This is a genomic window from Stenotrophomonas sp. OVS01A (assembly GCF_019969775.1).
GTDB classification, from domain to species: Bacteria; Pseudomonadota; Gammaproteobacteria; order Xanthomonadales; family Xanthomonadaceae; genus Stenotrophomonas; species Stenotrophomonas indicatrix.
The window spans coordinates 153,638-171,912 of record NZ_JAHXYV010000004.1 but is presented as its reverse complement, the minus strand read 5'-3'; the positions used below and the strand labels follow the sequence as shown (position 1 = coordinate 171,912).

At 68.5% G+C, this 18,275-nt stretch carries 13 protein-coding genes; 7 read left to right on the top strand and 6 right to left on the bottom strand.

Going from position 1 to position 18,275, the window contains the following annotated elements:
• Positions 1–14: 14 nt before the first annotated feature.
• On the top strand, positions 15–338 hold the full coding sequence (locus LC407_RS15470) for an I78 family peptidase inhibitor (protein ID WP_025876032.1): 324 nt from the start codon (positions 15–17) through the stop codon (positions 336–338).
• Positions 339–423: 85 nt separating this feature from the next.
• Here the strand turns inward: LC407_RS15470 and LC407_RS15465 are convergent, their stop codons facing one another.
• Together LC407_RS15465 and LC407_RS15460 are read right to left on the bottom strand one after the other, a co-directional pair.
• The gene (locus LC407_RS15465) at positions 424–2,367 is read right to left on the bottom strand and encodes a M56 family metallopeptidase (protein WP_223483147.1); all 1,944 of its coding nucleotides are present in this window, start codon (positions 2,365–2,367) and stop codon (positions 424–426) included.
• A gap of 3 nt (positions 2,368–2,370) precedes the next feature.
• A complete protein-coding gene (locus tag LC407_RS15460) occupies positions 2,371–2,757 on the bottom strand; it encodes a BlaI/MecI/CopY family transcriptional regulator (protein ID WP_025876036.1) in 387 nt (128 codons plus the stop codon).
• A 229-nt stretch (positions 2,758–2,986) separates the two neighbouring features.
• Here LC407_RS15460 and LC407_RS15455 point away from each other — a divergent pair, with 229 nt between their 5' ends.
• Positions 2,987–4,066: a serine hydrolase domain-containing protein gene (locus tag LC407_RS15455; RefSeq protein WP_223483146.1), complete on the top strand. Its 1,080-nt coding sequence runs from the start codon at positions 2,987–2,989 to the stop codon at positions 4,064–4,066.
• On the opposite strand, the gene LC407_RS15450 is transcribed toward LC407_RS15455, so the two are convergent.
• Positions 4,063–5,190, bottom strand: coding sequence for an SDR family oxidoreductase (locus tag LC407_RS15450; RefSeq protein ID WP_059063108.1), 1,128 nt, complete (start codon positions 5,188–5,190; stop codon positions 4,063–4,065). The two genes, LC407_RS15455 and LC407_RS15450, sit on opposite strands and share 4 nt — an antisense overlap.
• Before the next feature lie 217 nt (positions 5,191–5,407).
• Here LC407_RS15450 and LC407_RS15445 point away from each other — a divergent pair, with 217 nt between their 5' ends.
• Positions 5,408–5,752 carry a hypothetical protein gene (locus tag LC407_RS15445; protein ID WP_025876040.1) on the top strand — a complete coding sequence of 115 codons (345 nt, stop codon included), beginning with the start codon at positions 5,408–5,410 and terminating at the stop codon, positions 5,750–5,752.
• Here the strand turns inward: LC407_RS15445 and LC407_RS15440 are convergent.
• On the bottom strand, positions 5,740–6,801 hold the full coding sequence (locus LC407_RS15440; protein ID WP_223483145.1) for a DNA topoisomerase IB: 1,062 nt from the start codon (positions 6,799–6,801) through the stop codon (positions 5,740–5,742). The two genes, LC407_RS15445 and LC407_RS15440, sit on opposite strands and share 13 nt — an antisense overlap.
• A 116-nt stretch (positions 6,802–6,917) precedes the next feature.
• Between LC407_RS15440 and LC407_RS15435 the strand changes: the two genes are divergently transcribed.
• The 3 genes from LC407_RS15435 to LC407_RS15425 all read left to right on the top strand — a co-directional run bounded on the left by LC407_RS15435 (position 6,918) and on the right by LC407_RS15425 (position 13,668).
• A complete protein-coding gene (locus LC407_RS15435; RefSeq protein WP_025876043.1) occupies positions 6,918–7,307 on the top strand; it encodes an I78 family peptidase inhibitor in 390 nt (129 codons plus the stop codon).
• A 357-nt stretch (positions 7,308–7,664) separates the two neighbouring features.
• A complete protein-coding gene (gene gltB, locus LC407_RS15430) occupies positions 7,665–12,119 on the top strand; it encodes a glutamate synthase large subunit (protein ID WP_223483144.1) in 4,455 nt (1,484 codons plus the stop codon).
• 103 nt (positions 12,120–12,222) lie between these two features.
• Positions 12,223–13,668, top strand: coding sequence for an FAD-dependent oxidoreductase (locus LC407_RS15425; protein WP_025876048.1), 1,446 nt, complete (start codon positions 12,223–12,225; stop codon positions 13,666–13,668).
• Here the strand turns inward: LC407_RS15425 and LC407_RS15420 are convergent.
• Positions 13,654–16,086 carry a response regulator gene (locus tag LC407_RS15420; RefSeq protein ID WP_223483143.1) on the bottom strand — a complete coding sequence of 811 codons (2,433 nt, stop codon included), beginning with the start codon at positions 16,084–16,086 and terminating at the stop codon, positions 13,654–13,656. The two genes, LC407_RS15425 and LC407_RS15420, sit on opposite strands and share 15 nt — an antisense overlap.
• A 154-nt stretch (positions 16,087–16,240) precedes the next feature.
• Between LC407_RS15420 and LC407_RS15415 the strand changes: the two genes are divergently transcribed.
• Positions 16,241–17,110, top strand: a complete 870-nt coding sequence (locus tag LC407_RS15415) for a methylglyoxal synthase (RefSeq protein ID WP_223483142.1) — start codon at positions 16,241–16,243, stop codon at positions 17,108–17,110.
• A gap of 339 nt (positions 17,111–17,449) precedes the next feature.
• On the opposite strand, the gene LC407_RS15410 is transcribed toward LC407_RS15415, so the two are convergent.
• A complete protein-coding gene (locus LC407_RS15410) occupies positions 17,450–18,229 on the bottom strand; it encodes a SprT family zinc-dependent metalloprotease (RefSeq protein ID WP_059063103.1) in 780 nt (259 codons plus the stop codon).
• Positions 18,230–18,275 lie beyond the last annotated feature (46 nt).

The window sequence follows — 18,275 nt, the reverse complement described above, 5'->3', positions numbered from 1 at the left end:
CCAGGAGTACTGCCATGCGTCGATCCCCCCTGTTGCTGCTTGCGGCCATCCTGCCGCTGGCCGCCTGCAGCCATGCCGGTGGCAACGCCTCCGCCGATGCCGGCAGCCTGCCAGCCAAGGTGTCCGATGGTCCGCAGGAGTGCCGCCCCGAGGCGCTGGACGCATTCACCGGCAAGACCGCCGACGAAGCGACGATCAAGAAGCTGGTGGCCGACAGTGGCGCGCGCAACGCACGCGTGGTCAAACCGGGGATGGCGGTGACCATGGACTTCCGCCAGGACCGGGTGACCGTGCAGGTGGACGCACAGAACCGTATCGAGCGCGCCAGCTGCGGTTGATGGGGTAGCGCCGGGCCCTGCCCGGCGGATTCCATTCGCATACGCGCCGCTGCGGGCGCCGGGCATGGCCCGGCGCTCCGCTCTGTCAGAGCCGCTCGGCCTTGCCGCTGGCCAGCGCACGCGCGATGACCTGCTCTGCCTGCTTCGCTGCCTGTGCCTGCAGCCGTGCCTGGCGCTCACCCAACGCGGCCTGTTGACTGCCCAGTGCCGCCTGCTGGCTTCCCAGCGCGGCCTGCTGGCTGGCGAGTCGGCTCATCTCGCGGCTACGCTCGGACTGCAGCGCCTGGTTGCGGGCAGCCTGTGATGCGCGCTGTGCTTCGGCCGCAGCCTTTCGTGCAATCGCCGCATCATCCACCGCGCCGCGTGTAGCCCGCGCCGCTTCGGCTGCCGCTTCGCGATTGATGTCGCGATCGTTGATCGCACTGCGTGCAGCCCGTGCGGCGGCGAGGGCGATTTCACGCGCCTCTTCGCCCTGCAGCCTGCCCAGCTCGCCCTGCTCGCGGCCGAGCTGGCCCTGCTGACGACCCAGCACACTCTGCTGGCGCCCCAGTTCACTCTGCTGGCGGCTCAGGTCGACGGCGCCGGCATAGGCACGCTGCAACGACTGGATCAGCATCGGATCGCGCACGACGTAGCGCTTGTCGCCCTGGCGGAACCACAGGGCGGGGCCGTCACCAAGCCGGCTGCGCGCCTGCATCACATCGTCCATGCCGGCATTGGCGAACGCCTGGCCGTGATCAACGAGGACGAAGGCCTGCTGCGGCGGCGTACCCAGATCCAGCTGGCCATGGGTGACGATGGTGGTCTGCGAGTGCGCATGGGTGCCTGCGTCCTGCTCCTCGTCTTCATTGACGTCGGCAGGTTCCTCAGGCTCGGCCGGTTCTGCCGGCTCGGCCCAGTCGGCCGGCTCTGCCGGTACCGCTGCGGCAGGCGGCGCTGCCGGTGCCGGGGGTGCTGCGGGCGGCGGCGGCGGCGCTGGCACAGCGCGCAGCGGTGCCGGCGGTGCAGGCGGGACCGGCGCGGCCACCAGCCGCATCGGCGCCACACCCACGGCCAATACAACCAGCGTCAAGCCGACGGCCAGCAGGCGTGGGCACGCCCGGTGCGACTGCAGCGACAGCAGGCGGCGCTTGAGGCTGGTGGTGCTGGGCGCTGCGCTGGCCACGCCGAGGTGTGGCTGCGGCGCCACACCCAGCTGCAGCAGCAACCGGCCATAGGCATGGCGGCTGGCACCGTGCTGGCCGACCACCGCCGCATCCACGGCTTCCTCGCGGGCCTGGGCGTATTCGCGCACGGCCAGGCGCAGCAGCGGATGGAAGAAGAACAGGTGCTGGGCCAAGGCAGGCAGCAGCCCCCACTGCAGGTCACGACGCTGCAGGTGTTGCAGCTCGTGGGTCAGCGCCAGGTCCAGCGCATCGCCCTGCAGCGCGTTCATTCCCGCCGGCAGCAGCAGCACCGGGCGGAACGGCCCGACCAGCTGCGGCGCGTCCACCTGGTCGCTCATCCACAGGCGCGGCGCGCGGCGCAGGCCGTGCGCATCCGAGGCCAGCTGCAACGCCTGCACCAGCGCCTGGTCCTCGCACGGATACGACGCCGCCAGCAGCGCACGGCAACGGCGCCATTCGCCGAAGGTCCGCAACGCCATCAGCAGTACACCGGACATCCACAGCGCGGCCAGGGCCAACGCCCACCAGGCCACCGGGGTGCTGCCGACATCACCCATCGGCGTGTTCGCCAGCAGGTGCGCCGATGCCTCCGGTGCCATCGTATATATCGCGTCCGCCGCAAGATCCACGGTCGTCACTGCCACCGCATCGGGTGCGGGCAACCAGGCCAGCTGCAGCGGTTGGCTCCACAACAGACCGACCACCGCCTGCAGCGACACCAGCCACCACAACCGGCAACGGGTGGCCGCCGACAGTGCCGGCAGCGCGCGGCACAGCAGGTACACCAGCGCCACCAGCAGCACGGTCTGCAGGCTGGTCCAGCCCAGCCGTTCCAGCATCGGAATCAACATCGAGGTATCCATGGCTCAGTCCTCCTGGCGACGCGATTGCAGTTCGGCCACCAGCGCTTCCAGTTCGGCCAGTTCGTTGTCGCTGACCTTCTGCCGCTGCGACAGGTACGCCACGAATGGCGACACCGAGCCCTGCAGCGTGTTGTCGACGAACTGGGCAACGGCGCCCTGCAGCACGCTCTCCGGGCCACGGGTGGGCTGGTAACGGTAGACACCCTGCTGCTGCCTGCGCTGCAGGTAACCCTTGGCGCGCAGGCGCTCCATCATCGTCAACACCGTGGACCGGGCCAGTCCGCGCGGTTCGCCATAGCCGCTGGCGACCTCGCCGACGCTGGCCGGTGCCTGCTCATCCACATACTGCAGCAGGGCCAGTTCCTGGTCCCCGATGGTCTTGCCACGCATGACAACACTCCCTTGACTACACGTGTCGCTACTGTTGCCATGACGACACCTGTAGTCAACCCCCCGGAAGTCATGGGCCGACGAACGGTAGGGCGCGCAGCCGGCTTAAACCTTTTACGCCGGGCGCGCATCCGACCCATGGCCTGTCGCCTGCGGCGGCCGTCACCGCCGCCGATCTTTCCGCCCTCCGGGAACCCGCATGCCTCGCCAGACGCTACGAACCCTGCTCATGATCATCAGCCTGCTGCCCTTCGCCGCCGTCTCCGCCAACCAGGACCAGGCCAACGACCAGACCCGTCGTTTCATCCGCCAGACCATGCAGGAACAGCGCATCCCGGGCCTGCAGATCGCGGTGGTCAAGGATGGCCAGGTGGTGCTGTCGGAAACCTATGGGCTGGCCAACGTCGAGAACGGCGTGGTCGCCACCCGCAGCACCCGGTTCCCGCTCAACTCGGCCACCAAATCCTTCACCGGCGTCGCTCTGGCGCAGCTGGCACAGGACGGGCGGGTGGATCTGGACGCGCCCATCGCGCGCTATCTCGACGACCTGCCCGAAAGCTGGCGGGCGGTGCGGGTGCGCCAGCTGCTCGCCCACACTTCCGGCCTGCCCGACATCCTCGATGCAGAGGGATTGCTGGGTGGGGGCTCGGAACAGGACGCATGGCAGGCGGTCCGCGCGCTGCCGGCAGAGGCCAGGGCCGGCGAGCGTTTCCAGTACAACCAGACCAACTACCTGCTGCTGGCGAGGATCATCGCGCGGCAATCCGGCATGCCCTACGAACGCTTCCTGGCCACCGGCCAGTTCTCCACCGCGCGCATGGCACGCACCACGTTCGGCGACAGCTACGACCTGATCCCGGATGCGGCGACGATGTACAGCTACCTGCCACGCGCCACCGATGCAAAGGATGCGACGCCACGCCTGTCGCACTGGTTCTACGACATGCCGCCCAGCCTGTGGGCCGGCGGCGGCATCCTCACCACGGCCGATGACACCGCGCGCTGGTTGGTTGCACTGCAGGAGGGACGCCTGCTGGAGCTGCGCGCGGTGCAACAGATGTGGTCGGCCGAACACCTCAATGATGGCAGTGCCGGCGACTGGGCCGCAGGCTGGCCGGTGTTCAACACCGCACCCGACCTGCAGGTGGGTGGCATGGGCGGTGCGCGCTCGGCCTTCATCGTCTATCCCGAGCGCGAACTCGCCGTTGTCGTGCTGACCAATCTTGTCGGCGCCAATCCGCAGCAGTTCATACCGCGCATCGCCGGTTTCTACACTGCCGCGCCCAAGGGCGTTGCCGCCGCGCGCTAACCGCGCGGCCCGCCCATCACCGGCAGGATCACCCCGCTGATGTAGCTGGCGCAGGCCGGTGAGGCCAGGAACACATAGGCCGGCGACAGCTCTTCGGGCTGTGCCGGCCGCCCCATGTCACTGTCCTTGCCGAACTCGGCCACGTCCTTGGCCTGCTTGTCGGCCGGGTTCAACGGCGTCCACACCGGACCCGGCGCCACGCAGTTGACCCGGATGCCACGTGGCAGCAACTGGCTGGCCAGCGCCTTGGTGAACGCATGGATCGCCCCCTTGGTAGCCGAGTAATCGATCAGTGCCTTGCTGCCGAACAGGCCGGTTTCCGAGCCGGTGTTGATGATGCTGGCGCCCTCGCCCAGGTGTGGCAGCACTGCACGTGCCATCTGGATGTAACCGCCGATGTTGGTCTGCAGGGTTTCCTGCAGGTGCGCATCTTCCAGGTCTTCCAGGCGCTCGCAGTGCAGCTGGAACGCCGCGTTGTTGACCAGGATGTCGATGCCACCAAACGCCTTGGCCACCTGTTTGACTGCCTTGTTGCAGAAGCGCGGGTCGCGCACGTCGCCGGCGATCACCACGCAGCGGCCGCCCTCTTTTTCCACGTGCTGACGCGTCAACTCGGCGTCCTTGGCTTCATCCAGATGCAGCACGGCAACGTCGGCGCCTTCGCGGGCGAACAGTACCGCCACCGCACGGCCGATGCCGGAATCACCACCGGTGACGATGGCTCGCATCCCTTGCAGCTTGCCGCTGCCGACGTAATCCGGCGCGAGGAAGCGCGGCGCCAGTTCCAGTGCGTGCTCATGGCCGGGCTTGGCCAGATGCTGCGCCGGCATCTTCTCCGGCTGATGCCGCGGGCCAGCCTGGGTGGTGGTCTTCTTGGTCGCCTTTTTTGCCGCCTTCTTCGCTACGCGCACATCCTTCGCTTTTTCCTGGTCCTGCAGGCGCCGCTGCCGCGCTGCGACGCGCGCCGCGCGTGGATCGGAAGCGGCGGCCTTGCGGGTGGCGGTCTTCACCACGCGCGGGCGATCGGACGTGGTGGCTTCGGCGGCGGCGGGCGCTGCCTGGGTGCCTTTGCGTACCTTCGGCGATGCCTTGCGGCGGGCGGGGGTTTTCTTGGTGGTGGCCATGCAGGTCTCCTCGGGAGGATGGGGGTTGCCGGCCAGCGGCCGGCACTACCGGGGCGCGTGCGCCGCAGTACCGGGGGCGGCGTGCGCCGCTCGTGCAGTGTCTCCACGCAGGCTGTTGGCGGCAGTGAGCGATCTGTGTCCGTCGCGTGCACGGCATTCATTCCGCCACCACGCGTGTCGTCGCACCCTGCAGGCCACAACACGAGGAACGTCCCCCATGAAACATGCCATTGCCACCGCCGCCGTCTGCTTCGCTCTCGCCGCCTGCAGCAGCAGCCCGGTCGCCCAGGTCCAGCCGATCGATGGGGTGATTTCAGGCCAGTGCCACACCGACAAGGTGCGCGGCGCAGTCGGCCTGGCCGCTTCGGGCATGACCATCGAACGTGCGCGCGTGGACAGCGACAGCCTGCACGTGCAGGTAACCCGCGGCAGCCGCGAGCGCAGCGGCAACACCGCCAGCGGCGCTGCCGATCCGGCCGCCGGCGCAGCCACGGAAGGTGGGGATCGCCTGACCATCGAAACCGGCCGCACCAACAACATCACCGCCATCTACTGCGGCTGACCTGCCTTGCGGCTGAGCCGCCGGGCCCGGCGCAGCACCTTCAGTGTCGCCTGTTCCCACTGCCGCGGGCCGCGCAGGCCCGCCAGTGCGGTCAGTTCGCCGCGTTCCCAACCGGCGAACACGCAGGGATCGATGTAGGCCTTGCGGCATACCGCTGGCGTATTGCCCAAGCGCGCCGCCACCTGGCACACAACCTCGCGTTGCGCCTTGGCCAGCGCGCGTTGGCTGGCCGGCTCGGGCAGCTCGGTGGCGGCGAAGGCCTGCACCGCCGCCATCGTGCCGCCCCAGGTGCGGAAGTCCTTGGCGGTGAAGTCCTCGCCCATCACCTCGCGCAGGTAGTCGTTGACCGCGCCCGAATCCACCGGCTGCACCTCGCCCGCGTCGTCGCGGTACTGGAACAGGGCCTGACCCGGCAGCTGCTGCACGCTGCGCACCAGCGCGCCCAGCCGACGGTCACCGACCACCACCTCCTGCAACTGCCCGGACTTGCCCCGGAAGCGCATGCGCACCCGGCCACCCCGAAGCAGGTCCAAGTGACGGTTGCGCAACGTTGTCAGGCCGTATGACTTGTTCTCCTGCGCATAGGTTTCATTGCCCACCCGCACCAGCGTGTCGGCCAGCAGCGCGACCACCACCGCCAGCACCTTCTCGCGCGGGAAACCGCTGCGCTTGAGGTCGCGGCCCAGGCGCCGCCGCAGCGCTGGCAACGCCTGGGCGAAGGCGATGGTGCGGTCGAACTTGCCGGCGTCGCGAACGGCCGCCCAGTCGGCGTGGTAGCGGTACTGCTTGCGCCCGCGCGCGTCGCGGCCGGTGGCCTGCAGGTGGCCATCGGCGCGGGCACAGATCCACACGGCGGTATAGGCCGGTGGAATGGCCAGCGCGCGGATGCGCTGCAGGGTGGCGGCATCGCGCACGACATGACCATCGGCATCGCGATAGGAAAAACCCTTGCCGGCGCGGACGCGGCTGAAACCGGGCTGGGTGTCATCGACGTAGCGCAGGCCGGCGGCGCGCGCGGCCTGGCGTTCGGGTGTGGGGGTCGCTGGCATGCCTGCAGTCTGCCGATCGGCGCGGCGTGGCCACGTCAATAACGCAAGACAAACACGTGAGGGCGGGTTCGCCGCTATGCTCGGCCTTTCACCGTCCCTTCCATTCCGGAGTCATGATGTCGTTCCCGATCCGCGCCCGTTCCCTCTCCGCCCTGCTGCTGCCGGCCGTGCTGGCCCTGACCGCCTGCCAGGCGCCGTCGCTGGATGAGCAGGATTCGGCCACCGCCCACGCACAGCAGGCCGCCGAGGCCGCCAAGGCGCCGGCCGACGAAGCCGGCAAGGCCACCGAAGCACCGCCGGTCGGCAACTGCGATGCCAGCCAGGTGCAGAGCCTGGTCGGCCAGCCCTACACCGAAGCGCTCGGCAAGCAGGCCCAGGAAGATGCCGCGGCCAAGCAGCTGCGCGTGCTGCACCCCAATGACGTCACCACGATGGAGTTCCTGGGCGACCGCCTGAACATCGAAGTGGACGCAAAGGACGTGGTAAGCGGCGTCCGCTGCGGCTGAGGAACCCCGCGCCGGCAAGCGTTTGCCGGCGCTTTGGTTGCGCCTGCAACCGTGTATTGCGGCGTTGCAGCAACCTGTGATCTAGTCGAGGCATCCGGTGGCCTCATGATGCGCTCCAGGAAGAGCACGGCGTGTGCGTCAGGGTGAGTGTGAAGACACTTGGCGTGCGGCCAGACAAGGCGCGCGCCGCCGCGCAGGCGAGTGCCTGCGCAAGGTGAGCAACGCCGTATGGGCGTGCGCCAAGCGGCTTCCCGACGGGCCGCGCCATGCGCGGCACACTCCACCATGACGTACAGGGCGTGCTCTACAGAGCGGGCAGGAGTGTCCCCGTTCATTTCAATCTGCATCGAGGTAGAGATGGCCCCCCGCAACCGCCAAGGGCTTTACGACCCGCGCTCCGAGCGCGATGCCTGTGGATTTGGCATGGTCGCCCAGCTCGACGACCAGCCTTCGCGCCTGCTGGTGGATACCGCCATCGCTGCGCTCTCGCGCATGACCCACCGTGGTGGTGTCGCCGCCGATGGGCTCACCGGCGATGGCTGTGGCCTGCTGCTGCGCCGCCCCGATGCCTTCCTGAAACTGCTGGCCAGTGAAGCCGGCATCGCCGTCGGCGCGCGCTTCACTGCGGGCCTGGTGTTCCTGCCGCACGATGCCGATGCCGCGCAGGCCTGCCGCACGCAGCTGCAGCAGCAGATCGAAGCGGTGGGCTGCAAGGTGGCCGGCTGGCGCGAGGTACCGACCGACGACAGCGTCTGCGGACAACTGGCACGCGACACCCTGCCGCGCATCGAGCAGGTGTTCGTCGATGCCGGCGTCGGCCAGGATGACGCCGGCTTCGGCCTGGCCCTGTTCCTGGCCCGCCGCCGCAGCGAACAGCAGCTGCGTGCGCACGCCGACTACTACGTCACCACGCTCAGCCCCAACGCCATCAGCTACAAGGGCATGGTGCTGCCGGACAAGCTCAGCCGCTTCTTCCCGGACCTGCAGCGGCGCGAACTGGCCTCCAGCGCCATCGTGTTCCACCAGCGCTTCTCCACCAATACGCTGCCGCGCTGGCCGCTGGCGCACCCGTTCCGGATGCTCGCCCACAACGGCGAGATCAACACCATCGAAGGCAACCGGCGCTGGGCACAGGCGCGCAGCAAGGTGTGGAAGACGCCCCGTTTCGACATCGGCGAGTTCGACCCGGTCATCTCCATGCACGGCTCCGATTCGCAGAGCCTGGACAACATGCTGGAACTGATGGTGTCCGCCGGCATGGAGCTGATCCAGGCCCTGCGCATCCTGGTGCCGCCGGCAACGCAGTCGCTGGAATTCAAGGACCCGGACCTGGCTGCGTTCTACGAGTTCCACGGCCTCAACAGCGAACCGTGGGACGGCCCGGCCGGCATCGTCGCCTGCGACAGCCGCTACGCGGTGTGCACCCTCGACCGCAACGGCCTGCGCCCGGCGCGCTGGATGCTGACCGCGGATCGTCACTTCCTGGTCGCCTCCGAAGCAGGCGTGTGGGAAGTACCGACCGAGCGCGTGGTGCGCAAGGGCAAGCTCGGCCCGGGCGAGATGATCGCCATCGACCTCAAGCGCGGTGACCTGCTCGATTCGGAGGCCATCGACCGCATCAACCGCGGCCGTGCACCGTACAAGCAGTGGCTGCAGCAGGGCGTCACCTACCTGCAGACCGAACTGATCGACCCGTCGCTGGTGGAAGAGCCGTTCGACGAAAGCACCCTGCGCAGCTACCACAAGCTGTACCAGCTCAGCAGCGAGGAAGTGGAACAGGTGCTGCGGCCGCTGGCCGAGACCGAGCAGGAAGCCACCGGCTCGATGGGCGATGACACGCCGATGGCCGTGCTCAGCCAGCGCAGCCGTCCGCTGTACGACTACTTCCGCCAGGCCTTCGCGCAGGTCACCAACCCGCCGATCGACCCGCTGCGCGAAGACTGCGCAATGTCCCTGTCCACCCAGCTCGGCAAGGAGACCAACATCTTCCATGCCGGCCCGGAGACGGTGAACCACGTCATCCTCAACTCGCCGGTGCTGAGCCAGCGCAAGCTGCGCCAGCTGCTGAAGATGGACCAGTACGTGCAGGCCAACCGCCTGCTCGACCTGTCCTACAGCGAAGAGGAAGGCCTGCGTGCGGGCATCGAACGCATCTGCGTCGAAGCCGAACAGGCTGCGCGCGACGGCATGGTGATGCTGCTGCTGTCCGACCGCTACCCGGTGGCCGGGCGGCCGATGGTGCATGCGCTGCTGGCCACCAGCGCCATCCACCACCACCTGTCACGGCTGGGCCTGCGCTGCGACGTCAACCTGATCGTGGAAACCGGCACCGCGCGCGACGCGCACCACATGGCCTGCCTGCTCGGCTTCGGTGCCACGGCGGTGTATCCGTACCTGGCCTACCAGACCCTGTTCGACCTCGGCCGACGCGGCATCCTCAAGCTCAGCAAGGGCGGTGAGCAGTCGCAGATCGGCCGCCGCTACCGCAAGGGCATCTACAAGGGCCTGTCCAAGATCATCTCGAAGATGGGCATCTGTACCGTGGCCAGCTACCGCGGTGCGCAGCTGTTCGAGATCATCGGCCTGGAGCCGGAGGTCGTGGACCTGTGCTTCCCCGATACCGCGTCGCGCATCGGTGGCGCCGGCTTCGCACGCCTGGATGCCGACGCGCGTGAACTGTGCGCGCAGGCCTGGGACGCCCAGCAGGGCGTGGATGTCGGCGGCCTGCTGAAGTACGTGCACGGCGGCGAGTACCACATGTACAACCCGGACGTGGTGACCACCCTGCAGCGCGCAGCGCGCAGCGGTGACCCGCGTGCGTGGCAGCAGTACTGCGATGCCGTGCATGCGCGCCCGCCGTCGGCGCTGCGCGATCTGCTGCAGCTGGTGCCGGCGGCAACGCCGACACCACTGGACGAAGTGGCACCGGCCAGCGATCTGTTCCCGCGTTTCGATACCGCCGCGATCAGCCTCGGTGCGCTCTCTCCCGAGGCGCATGAAGCGCTGGCCATTGCGATGAACCGCCTCGGCGGCCGCAGCAATTCCGGCGAAGGTGGCGAAGACCCGGCACGCTATGGCACCGACAAGCGCAGCAAGATCAAGCAGGTGGCCTCAGGCCGCTTCGGCGTCACCGCCGAATACCTGGTCAACGCCGAAGTGCTGCAGATCAAGGTTGCGCAGGGCGCCAAGCCCGGCGAAGGCGGCCAGCTGCCCGGGCACAAGGTCAATGAACTGATCGCACGCCTGCGCTATGCCAGGCCGGGCATCGGCCTGATCTCGCCGCCACCGCACCACGACATCTACTCCATCGAAGACCTGGCGCAGCTGATCTACGACCTCAAGCAGGTCAACCCGACCGCGCTGTTGTCGGTGAAGCTGGTCAGCCATGCCGGCGTCGGCACGATCGCGGCGGGCGTGGTCAAGGCCGGTGCTGACCTGATCACCATTTCCGGCCATGACGGCGGTACCGGTGCTTCCCCGGTCAGCTCGATCCGCTACGCCGGCGTGCCGTGGGAACTGGGCATCGCCGAGGCGCACCAGGCGCTGGTGGCCAACGACCTGCGTGGGCGCACCCTGCTGCAGACCGATGGCGGCCTGAAGACCGGCCTGGACGTGGTCAAGGCAGCGCTGCTGGGTGCGGACAGCTTCGGCTTCGGCACCGCGCCGATGATCGTGCTGGGCTGCAAGTACCTGCGCATCTGCCACCTCAACAACTGCGCCACCGGCGTCGCCACCCAGGACGAGCGCCTGCGCGAGAACCACTTCACCGGCCAGCCCGAGCGCGTGGAGAACTTCTTCCGCCTGCTGGCCGAGGAAGTACGCGGCTGGCTGTCGGTGCTGGGCGCACGTTCGCTGCAGGAAATCGTCGGCCGCACCGACCTGCTGCGCCAGCTTGAGGTCTCGCCGCGCGAGGACGTGCGCGTGGACCTGTCGCGGCTGCTGGCCGACGCCAGTTACCCGGGCAGCCACTGCGCCGCACAGCGCCTGTATGAATCTCCGGACAGCCTGGCCACGCAGATGGACGGCCTGCTGGCCGAGGCCATCGAACACAAGCGCGGTGGCGAGCATCGCTTCCTGATCCACAACACCGACCGCAGCATCGGCACCCGCCTGGCCGGCGCCGTGGCGCGCGCGCACGGCAACCAGGGCATGGCCGAATCGCCGCTGGAACTGCGCTTCCGCGGCAGCGCCGGGCAGAGCTTCGGCGCCTTCAACGTCGGCGGCCTGCACCTGGAAGTGGAGGGTGAAGCCAACGACTACGTCGGCAAGGGCATGGCCGGTGGCCGCCTGGTGGTGCGTCCGCCGCGTGGCGCACGCTTCGAGGCACGCAGCACCGCCATCATCGGCAACACCTGCCTGTATGGCGCAACCGGTGGCGAGCTGTTCGCCGCTGGCCGTGCCGGTGAACGATTCGCCGTGCGCAACTCCGGCGCACTGGCGGTAGTGGAAGGTGCAGGCGATCACTGCTGTGAGTACATGACCGACGGCGTGGTGCTGGTGCTGGGCAAGGTCGGCCTGAACTTCGGTGCCGGCTTCACCGGTGGCCTGGCCTACGTGCTGGACGTGGACCGCGATTTCGTCGACCGCTACAACCACGAGCTGATCGACATCCATCGCGTCTCCGCCGAAGGGTTCGAGAACTACCGCCAGCACCTGCACCGCCTGATCGGCCGTCATCGCGAACTGACCGGCAGCATCTGGGCGCAGCAGATCATGGACGAGTTCCGCGATTACATCGGCAAGTTCTGGCTGGTCAAACCCAAGGCCGCCAGCATCGAGTCGCTGACCGAAACCCTGCGCCGCGCGGCGTGACACACCGCACGTGACGGATGCGCCGCATGCACTGGGCGCACCGGCTTCCCCACCGCTGTAGTGCCGGCCGCTGGCCGGCATCCGGAAATCCACAGAGTCCGCCATGAGCCGCAAGCACGCCTTCCAGTTCCTCGACCTGCCCCGGACCATGCCGCAGCGCATCCCGGTTGAACTGCGCACCTCCGGCGACTGGGGTGAGCTGTACGGAAAGTTCGGCAAGGAGGATGCGCAGTACCAGGCAGGCCGCTGCCTGGACTGCGGCAACCCGTACTGCAGCTGGAAGTGCCCGGTGCACAACGCCATTCCGCAATGGCTGCAGCTGGTGCAGGAGAACCGCATCCACGAAGCAGCCACGCTGTGCCACAGCACCAACCCGTTGCCGGAAGTGTGCGGCCGGGTGTGCCCGCAGGATCGCCTGTGCGAGGGCAGCTGCACGCTGGAAGAGTTTGGTGCGGTCACCATCGGCGCGGTGGAGAAGTACATCGTCGATACCGCGCTGGCTACCGGCTGGCGGCCGGACATGACGGCGGTGCAGCCCACCGGCCACACGGTGGCGGTGATCGGTGCCGGCCCCGCGGGGCTGGCCTGTGCCGACCGCCTGGCGCATGCCGGCATCACCGCGGTGGTCTACGACCGTTACGAACAGGTCGGTGGCCTGCTGCAGTTCGGCATCCCCAGTTTCAAGCTGGACAAGGACGTGATCCGTCGTCGTCGCGACGTGCTTGAAGGCATGGGCGTGCAGTTCCGCCTCGGCGTGGAGATCGGCCGCGACATCAGCCTGCAGCAGCTGCTGGACACCCACGATGCGGTGTTCGTCGGTACCGGCGCGTATCGCTACACCGATGGTGGCCTCGACGGCCAGGACCTGAAGGGCGTGCTGCCGGCATTGCCGTTCCTGGTGCAGAACAGCCGCATCGTCGGCGGCGATGATCCGCAGGGCCGCCCGATCGCCGGCTGGGAAGACCAGATCGCCCTGCCCGACCTCAATGGCAAGCGCGTGGTGGTCCTCGGCGGTGGCGACACTGGCATGGACTGCGTGCGCAGCGCGGTGCGACTGGGCGCGGCCAAGGTCACCTGTGCCTACCGCCGCGACGAAGCCAACATGCCGGGCAGCGCGCGCGAAGTGGCCAACGCGCGCGAGGAAGGCGTGCGCTTCCTGTTCAACCGTCAGCCGCTGTCGATCGAAGCCGGCGCCGATGACGAAGTGATCGGCGTCACCGTCATCGAGACGCGCCTGGGCGAACCCGATGCCAACGGCCGCCAGAACGCGGTACAGATCGAGGGCAGCGAGTCGCTGCTGGAAGCGGACGTGGTGATCATCGCGTTCGGTTTCTCGCCCAGCGTGCCGTCGTGGCTGGCCGAGCATGGCGTGGAGGGCCAGGCCAACGGCCGCATCCTCGCCGGAGGCAAGGGCAAGCTGCCCTTCCAGACCGCACATCCCCGGCTGTTCGCAGGGGGTGACGCAGTGCGCGGTGCCGATCTGGTGGTGACCGCCGTGGCCGAAGGTCGCGACGCCGCCGCCAGCATCGCCCGGCTACTGGCGCACTGACAGATCGAGCGGCATCAGCACTGCGGCCAGGGTGGCATGCAGTGCCTGGCGGTCGACCGGCTTGGCGATGAAATGATCGATGCCAGCGTCGAGGCAGGCCTGGCGGGTAGTGTCGAGCACGCTGGCGGTCAACGCGATGATCGGCACCCTTGCCGCGTCGGCACGGGAATCGGCGCGGATCGCGCGGGCCAGTGCAAAGCCGTCCATGCCCGGCATGTGGCAGTCGGTGATGACCAGCGCGAACCGTTGCGTCTGCCACGCCTGCCAGGCCTGCTCGCCATTGGCTGCGGCATGCACCTGCAGGCCCAGATCCCGCAGCTGTCGCACCAGCAGCTGCAGGTTGGTGGGATGGTCTTCGGCAACCAGTACCCGTACCGGCGGCAATTCGTGCAGGCCAGCCGCATCATCACGATGCTTCACCGATGGCGCCTCGCAGGCCGGCAGGTACAGGTCCAGCCACACCGTGGTGCCCGCGCCCGGCGTACTGCACAGCTGCAGTTGCCCGCCCATCGATGCCGCCAGGTCCCGGCAGATCGCCAGGCCCAGGCCGCTGCCACCGAAGCGCCGGGTGGTGGAGGCGTCGGCCTGGGTAAATGCTGCAAATACCGCCCGTTGGCGCTCCCGGCTGATGCCCACACCGGTATCGGTCACCTGCAGGCGCAGCTGCTGGCCACGTTCGCGCTGCTGCAGCACCCGCACCTGCAGGTCCACCCCACCCTGCAGGGTGAATTTCAGCGCATTGCCCGCCAGGTTGAACAGGATCTGGCGCAGGCGCAGCGCATCGGCCAACGATCCACGCTGCAGCGCAGGATCCACCTCGCAGTGCAGATGCAGCCCTTTGCTTGCCGCCACCGGCACCAGCAGGCGCTGCACCGCACGCAGCAGTTCGGCCAAGTCGGTGGGCAGGCACTGCGGTGGCTGTGGGCCGGACTGCAGGCGTTGGCTGTGCAGGACGTCATCAAGGATCTGCCGCAGCATCTGCGCGGCATCATCGATGGTCGCCAGTACCTGGCGCTGGCGCGCATCCAGCGCGCCGCTGCCGAAGCGCTCCAGCATTCCCAGCAAGGTGCTCATCGGCGTGCGGATCTCGTGGCTCATGGTGGCCAGGAAATGGCTCTTGGCGGCAGCATCCTGCTCAGCATCACGCCGCGCATCGTTCAGTGCCTGCGTGCGTGCGCGCGCCTCGGTGACATCCATCCAGTATCCGCTCCATTCCACGCCGCTGTCGCTGCAGGCAATCGGGCGCCCGTGCGAACGTACCCAGCGCCAGCCGTTGGGGCCGCGCGTGCGGAAGGTGATGTCGATGGGCCCACGCACCAGCGCGGCGGCATCAACGCAGGCCAGCACCGAGCGGCGGTCCTGCGGATGGACTGCTGCCAGCAGGCTTCCATGGTCGACCCGCGCGGTATCTACGCTGATCCCGAACAGGGCATGCACATCGCCGGCAATGTGGGGAACGCTGTACTCGCCGGTGCTGCTGCGCCGCGCCTGGTACACCACCGCCGGCAGGTTGGCGGTGACCTCCTGCAGACGCTGCTCCAGCGCCTGCCTGCGCAGGCCTTCGCGGTGCAGTCGCCAGTAACCGAATGCATGCACCAGGCCCATTGTCAGCAGCATCAGCAGCACCGCGATCAAGCCGCGCAGGGGCGACACCGGCGGCACCTGGCCGCGGCGAGGGGATGTCGAGACCCAATGGGCCCGCAATGCCTCGCGCTGCTCCTCCGTCATAGCTGCCTGCAGTTGGTTGAAGCGATCCACCAGGTGCGCGCACGCCGGCAGCGCCGCCAGTACCAGTGCGTCGCTGAAGCCGGCCGGCGCCGCCACGTCCAGCGCGCCGCCAGGCTGATCGCGCAGCGCCGCTTCCACTTCCACCAGGTTGCCCACCACTGCATCGATCTGGCCGCTGATCAGCAGCTGCAGCGCCTTGTCCAACGCCGCCACCTGCAGCAGCGGCACATGCGCGCCCGACTCCTCCAGCACCCTGGCAAGTGGCACGGTGTCGAGGCTGGCCACGCCGCGACCGTGCAGTCCGTCCAGGCCGTGGATCGGCAGCGCGTCGGGGCGTCGCACGATCACCTGCGGCACCTGCAGGTAGGGCACGCTGGCCACCCAGCCTTTCGGCGTCTGCGCGCGCGGCCAGCCGAGCACGGCGTGGGTCCCGGCAGGCAGCGCGGCAGCGGCCAGCGTCGTCGCCGCGACCGGTGTGGCGCGCAGCGTGGGCACCTGCTCCTGCAGCAGCGCCAGGTAGGCGGCCACCAGCCCCTGTGGCGTGTCGTCCTGACTGGACGACAACGGCGCACGGTCAGCGGGATAGGCAAGCAGGATGGGGCCTTCGCACTGTCCGGCCCAGGCCGGCGCCGACAACAGCGACAGGGCGGCGATGCGGGCCAAAGGGCCAGCGACATTCACGGTGGACATCCTCATGTCGCAGGCAGGGGCATGGCCGCATCGCGGTGCGGCCTCCTGCCACGCTAGCGACGCCCCTGCCAGCAACAATGAGGAAATTTGTAAAACCCTCCGAAACCGCCAATAGCGACATACACTGCCGCTTCTACCGATCCCGGAGCTTTCGATGCGCATCGGCCTGGCCGCCAACCGTCTCCATCACCACGACGCGCGCGCGGCACTGTTCCGCTGGCTGCGCGCCAGCGAACCCGGGATGCGCGAACTGGGCGTGACACTGTGTGCGGTCGGCCGTACCCACGACGCGATCCAGCGCAACGGCTTCCTTGCCGGTTACGACGGCCTGCAGCGCTATCCCTACGGTCGCGACGGCGGCTTGATGAAACTGGTGGCCGAAGTGGTGGGCATGGGCGCCGAGCGTACGCTGGACGGTGCGATCTATCTGATGGATCCGGTGGACCCTTCCTCGGTATTCCCCGAGGCGACCGCGCTCAAGCGCCAGTGCGTGATCCACGGCAAGCCTTTCATTTCCACCGTGGCCACCGCCCGCGACTGGATCGAGGTGGAGCGCATCCATGCTGGCCTGGCTGCCGATACAGGCGCCAACGACCTGCATGCATTCGAAGGGCAGACGCTGGCGTTGATCGCGCACGATGCGATGAAGCCGGCGATGCTGGCGTTCGCCGATGAACACTTCGACGTGCTGGCGCGCTTCGGCGAGCGCGTCGCCACCGGTACCACCGGCCAGCGCTTGAACGAGCTGGCCTGGAGCCGTGGCTGGCCAGCGGATGCGGCGTGGGTGACGCGCTACCAGAGCGGCCCGATGGGCGGCGATGCGCAGATTGCCGACCGCGTGCTGGAAGGCCGTTGCCAGCGCGCGATCTTCTTCGAGGATCCGCACGTGGCGCGCCAGCACGAAGCGGACATCCAGCTGCTGGAACGGGCGGTGACCACGGTGACCGATCAGGCGGTATGCATCACTGCACCGCGCGTGGCGGCGCGGTGGGCGGAGGCGGCGGTCTTGCGCGCGGGTCGATGAGGTTTGCGGCCAACGGCTGAGCCCCTCGTGGCGCAGGGGCACAATCAAAAGCCGCGCTTGGCCGGGCGGGTGGGCCATGCAGGGGACGCTGCAAGTACATCCATGTAAGCTCGATGGCGCCATCCATGGCGCCAACGCCCCTGCATGGCCCACCCGCCCGACCTCAGACAGTTTCCGTGCTGACACGGAAGAGAAAAGGAAGAGCAGGAGCAAAGCGGGTCGCGCGCTGTGCGCGCTTCTGTAGAGCCGAGCCATGCTCGGCTGCTCTTGGTCGCGATGGCTGAATATCCACGCCGTGCGCGATAGCCGAGCATGGCTCGGCTCTACAAAATCACAGCGCTACAGCAGCTGCCGAAGCATTGCTTTCAGGCGTCGCCCTTCCAGCTGGAAGTAGTCGCGCTGCTCGCGCCAGTCGGGGAAGCGTTGTTCCACTTCGTGCCAGAACGCGGGCGAGTGGTTGGCCTGGATCAGGTGGCAGAGTTCGTGCACCAGCACGTACTCGAAGGCGGCGGGACGGCCCAGTACCAGTGCCAGGTCCAGCGCCATGCTGCCGTCGGGGGCCAGCGAGCCCCATTGCGAGGACATCACCTTCAACCGCAGGCGGCTGGGCGCGCGCGGCAGGCCGGGCAGGTACTTCGGCAACCAGCGGCCGACATCGGCGCGGGTCTGTGCTTCGTAGAATTCGCGCAGCAGGCGGCGCAGGGTCGCATCGCCGCCCCGGCTCGGCCATTGCACACAGGCACCGTGCCCGTCGATTTCCAGCCGCGCGTAGCGGCCTTCCTGCCAGCGCAGTGGCAACAACTCGCCGCGCAGCGGCAGCACCCCTTCAACGCCGGGCTGCAACGCGGCGGGCAGACCATGCCCCTGGTAGTGGCGCAGCTGCAGCCCCAGCCATTCGCGATGCAGTTCGAGGAAGCGCTCGCCCATCACCAGGCTGGCACGCGGCGGCAACGTCAGTCGTGCGCCGCGCTCATCGACGCTGAGCTTGATCCGGCGCGCGCGCGGATCACGCACGCGCAGTATCTCGATCTCGACATCCTCCAGGCGCAGGCGAACGGTGTCGCGCTGCACGGTGGCGGGTGGGACCGGCGAGATCAGGCGGCGCAGCAGACGGCTCATGGTCCCAGCATAGCGCCGTGCGAGGCCGCCGGATGACCGGCGGCCG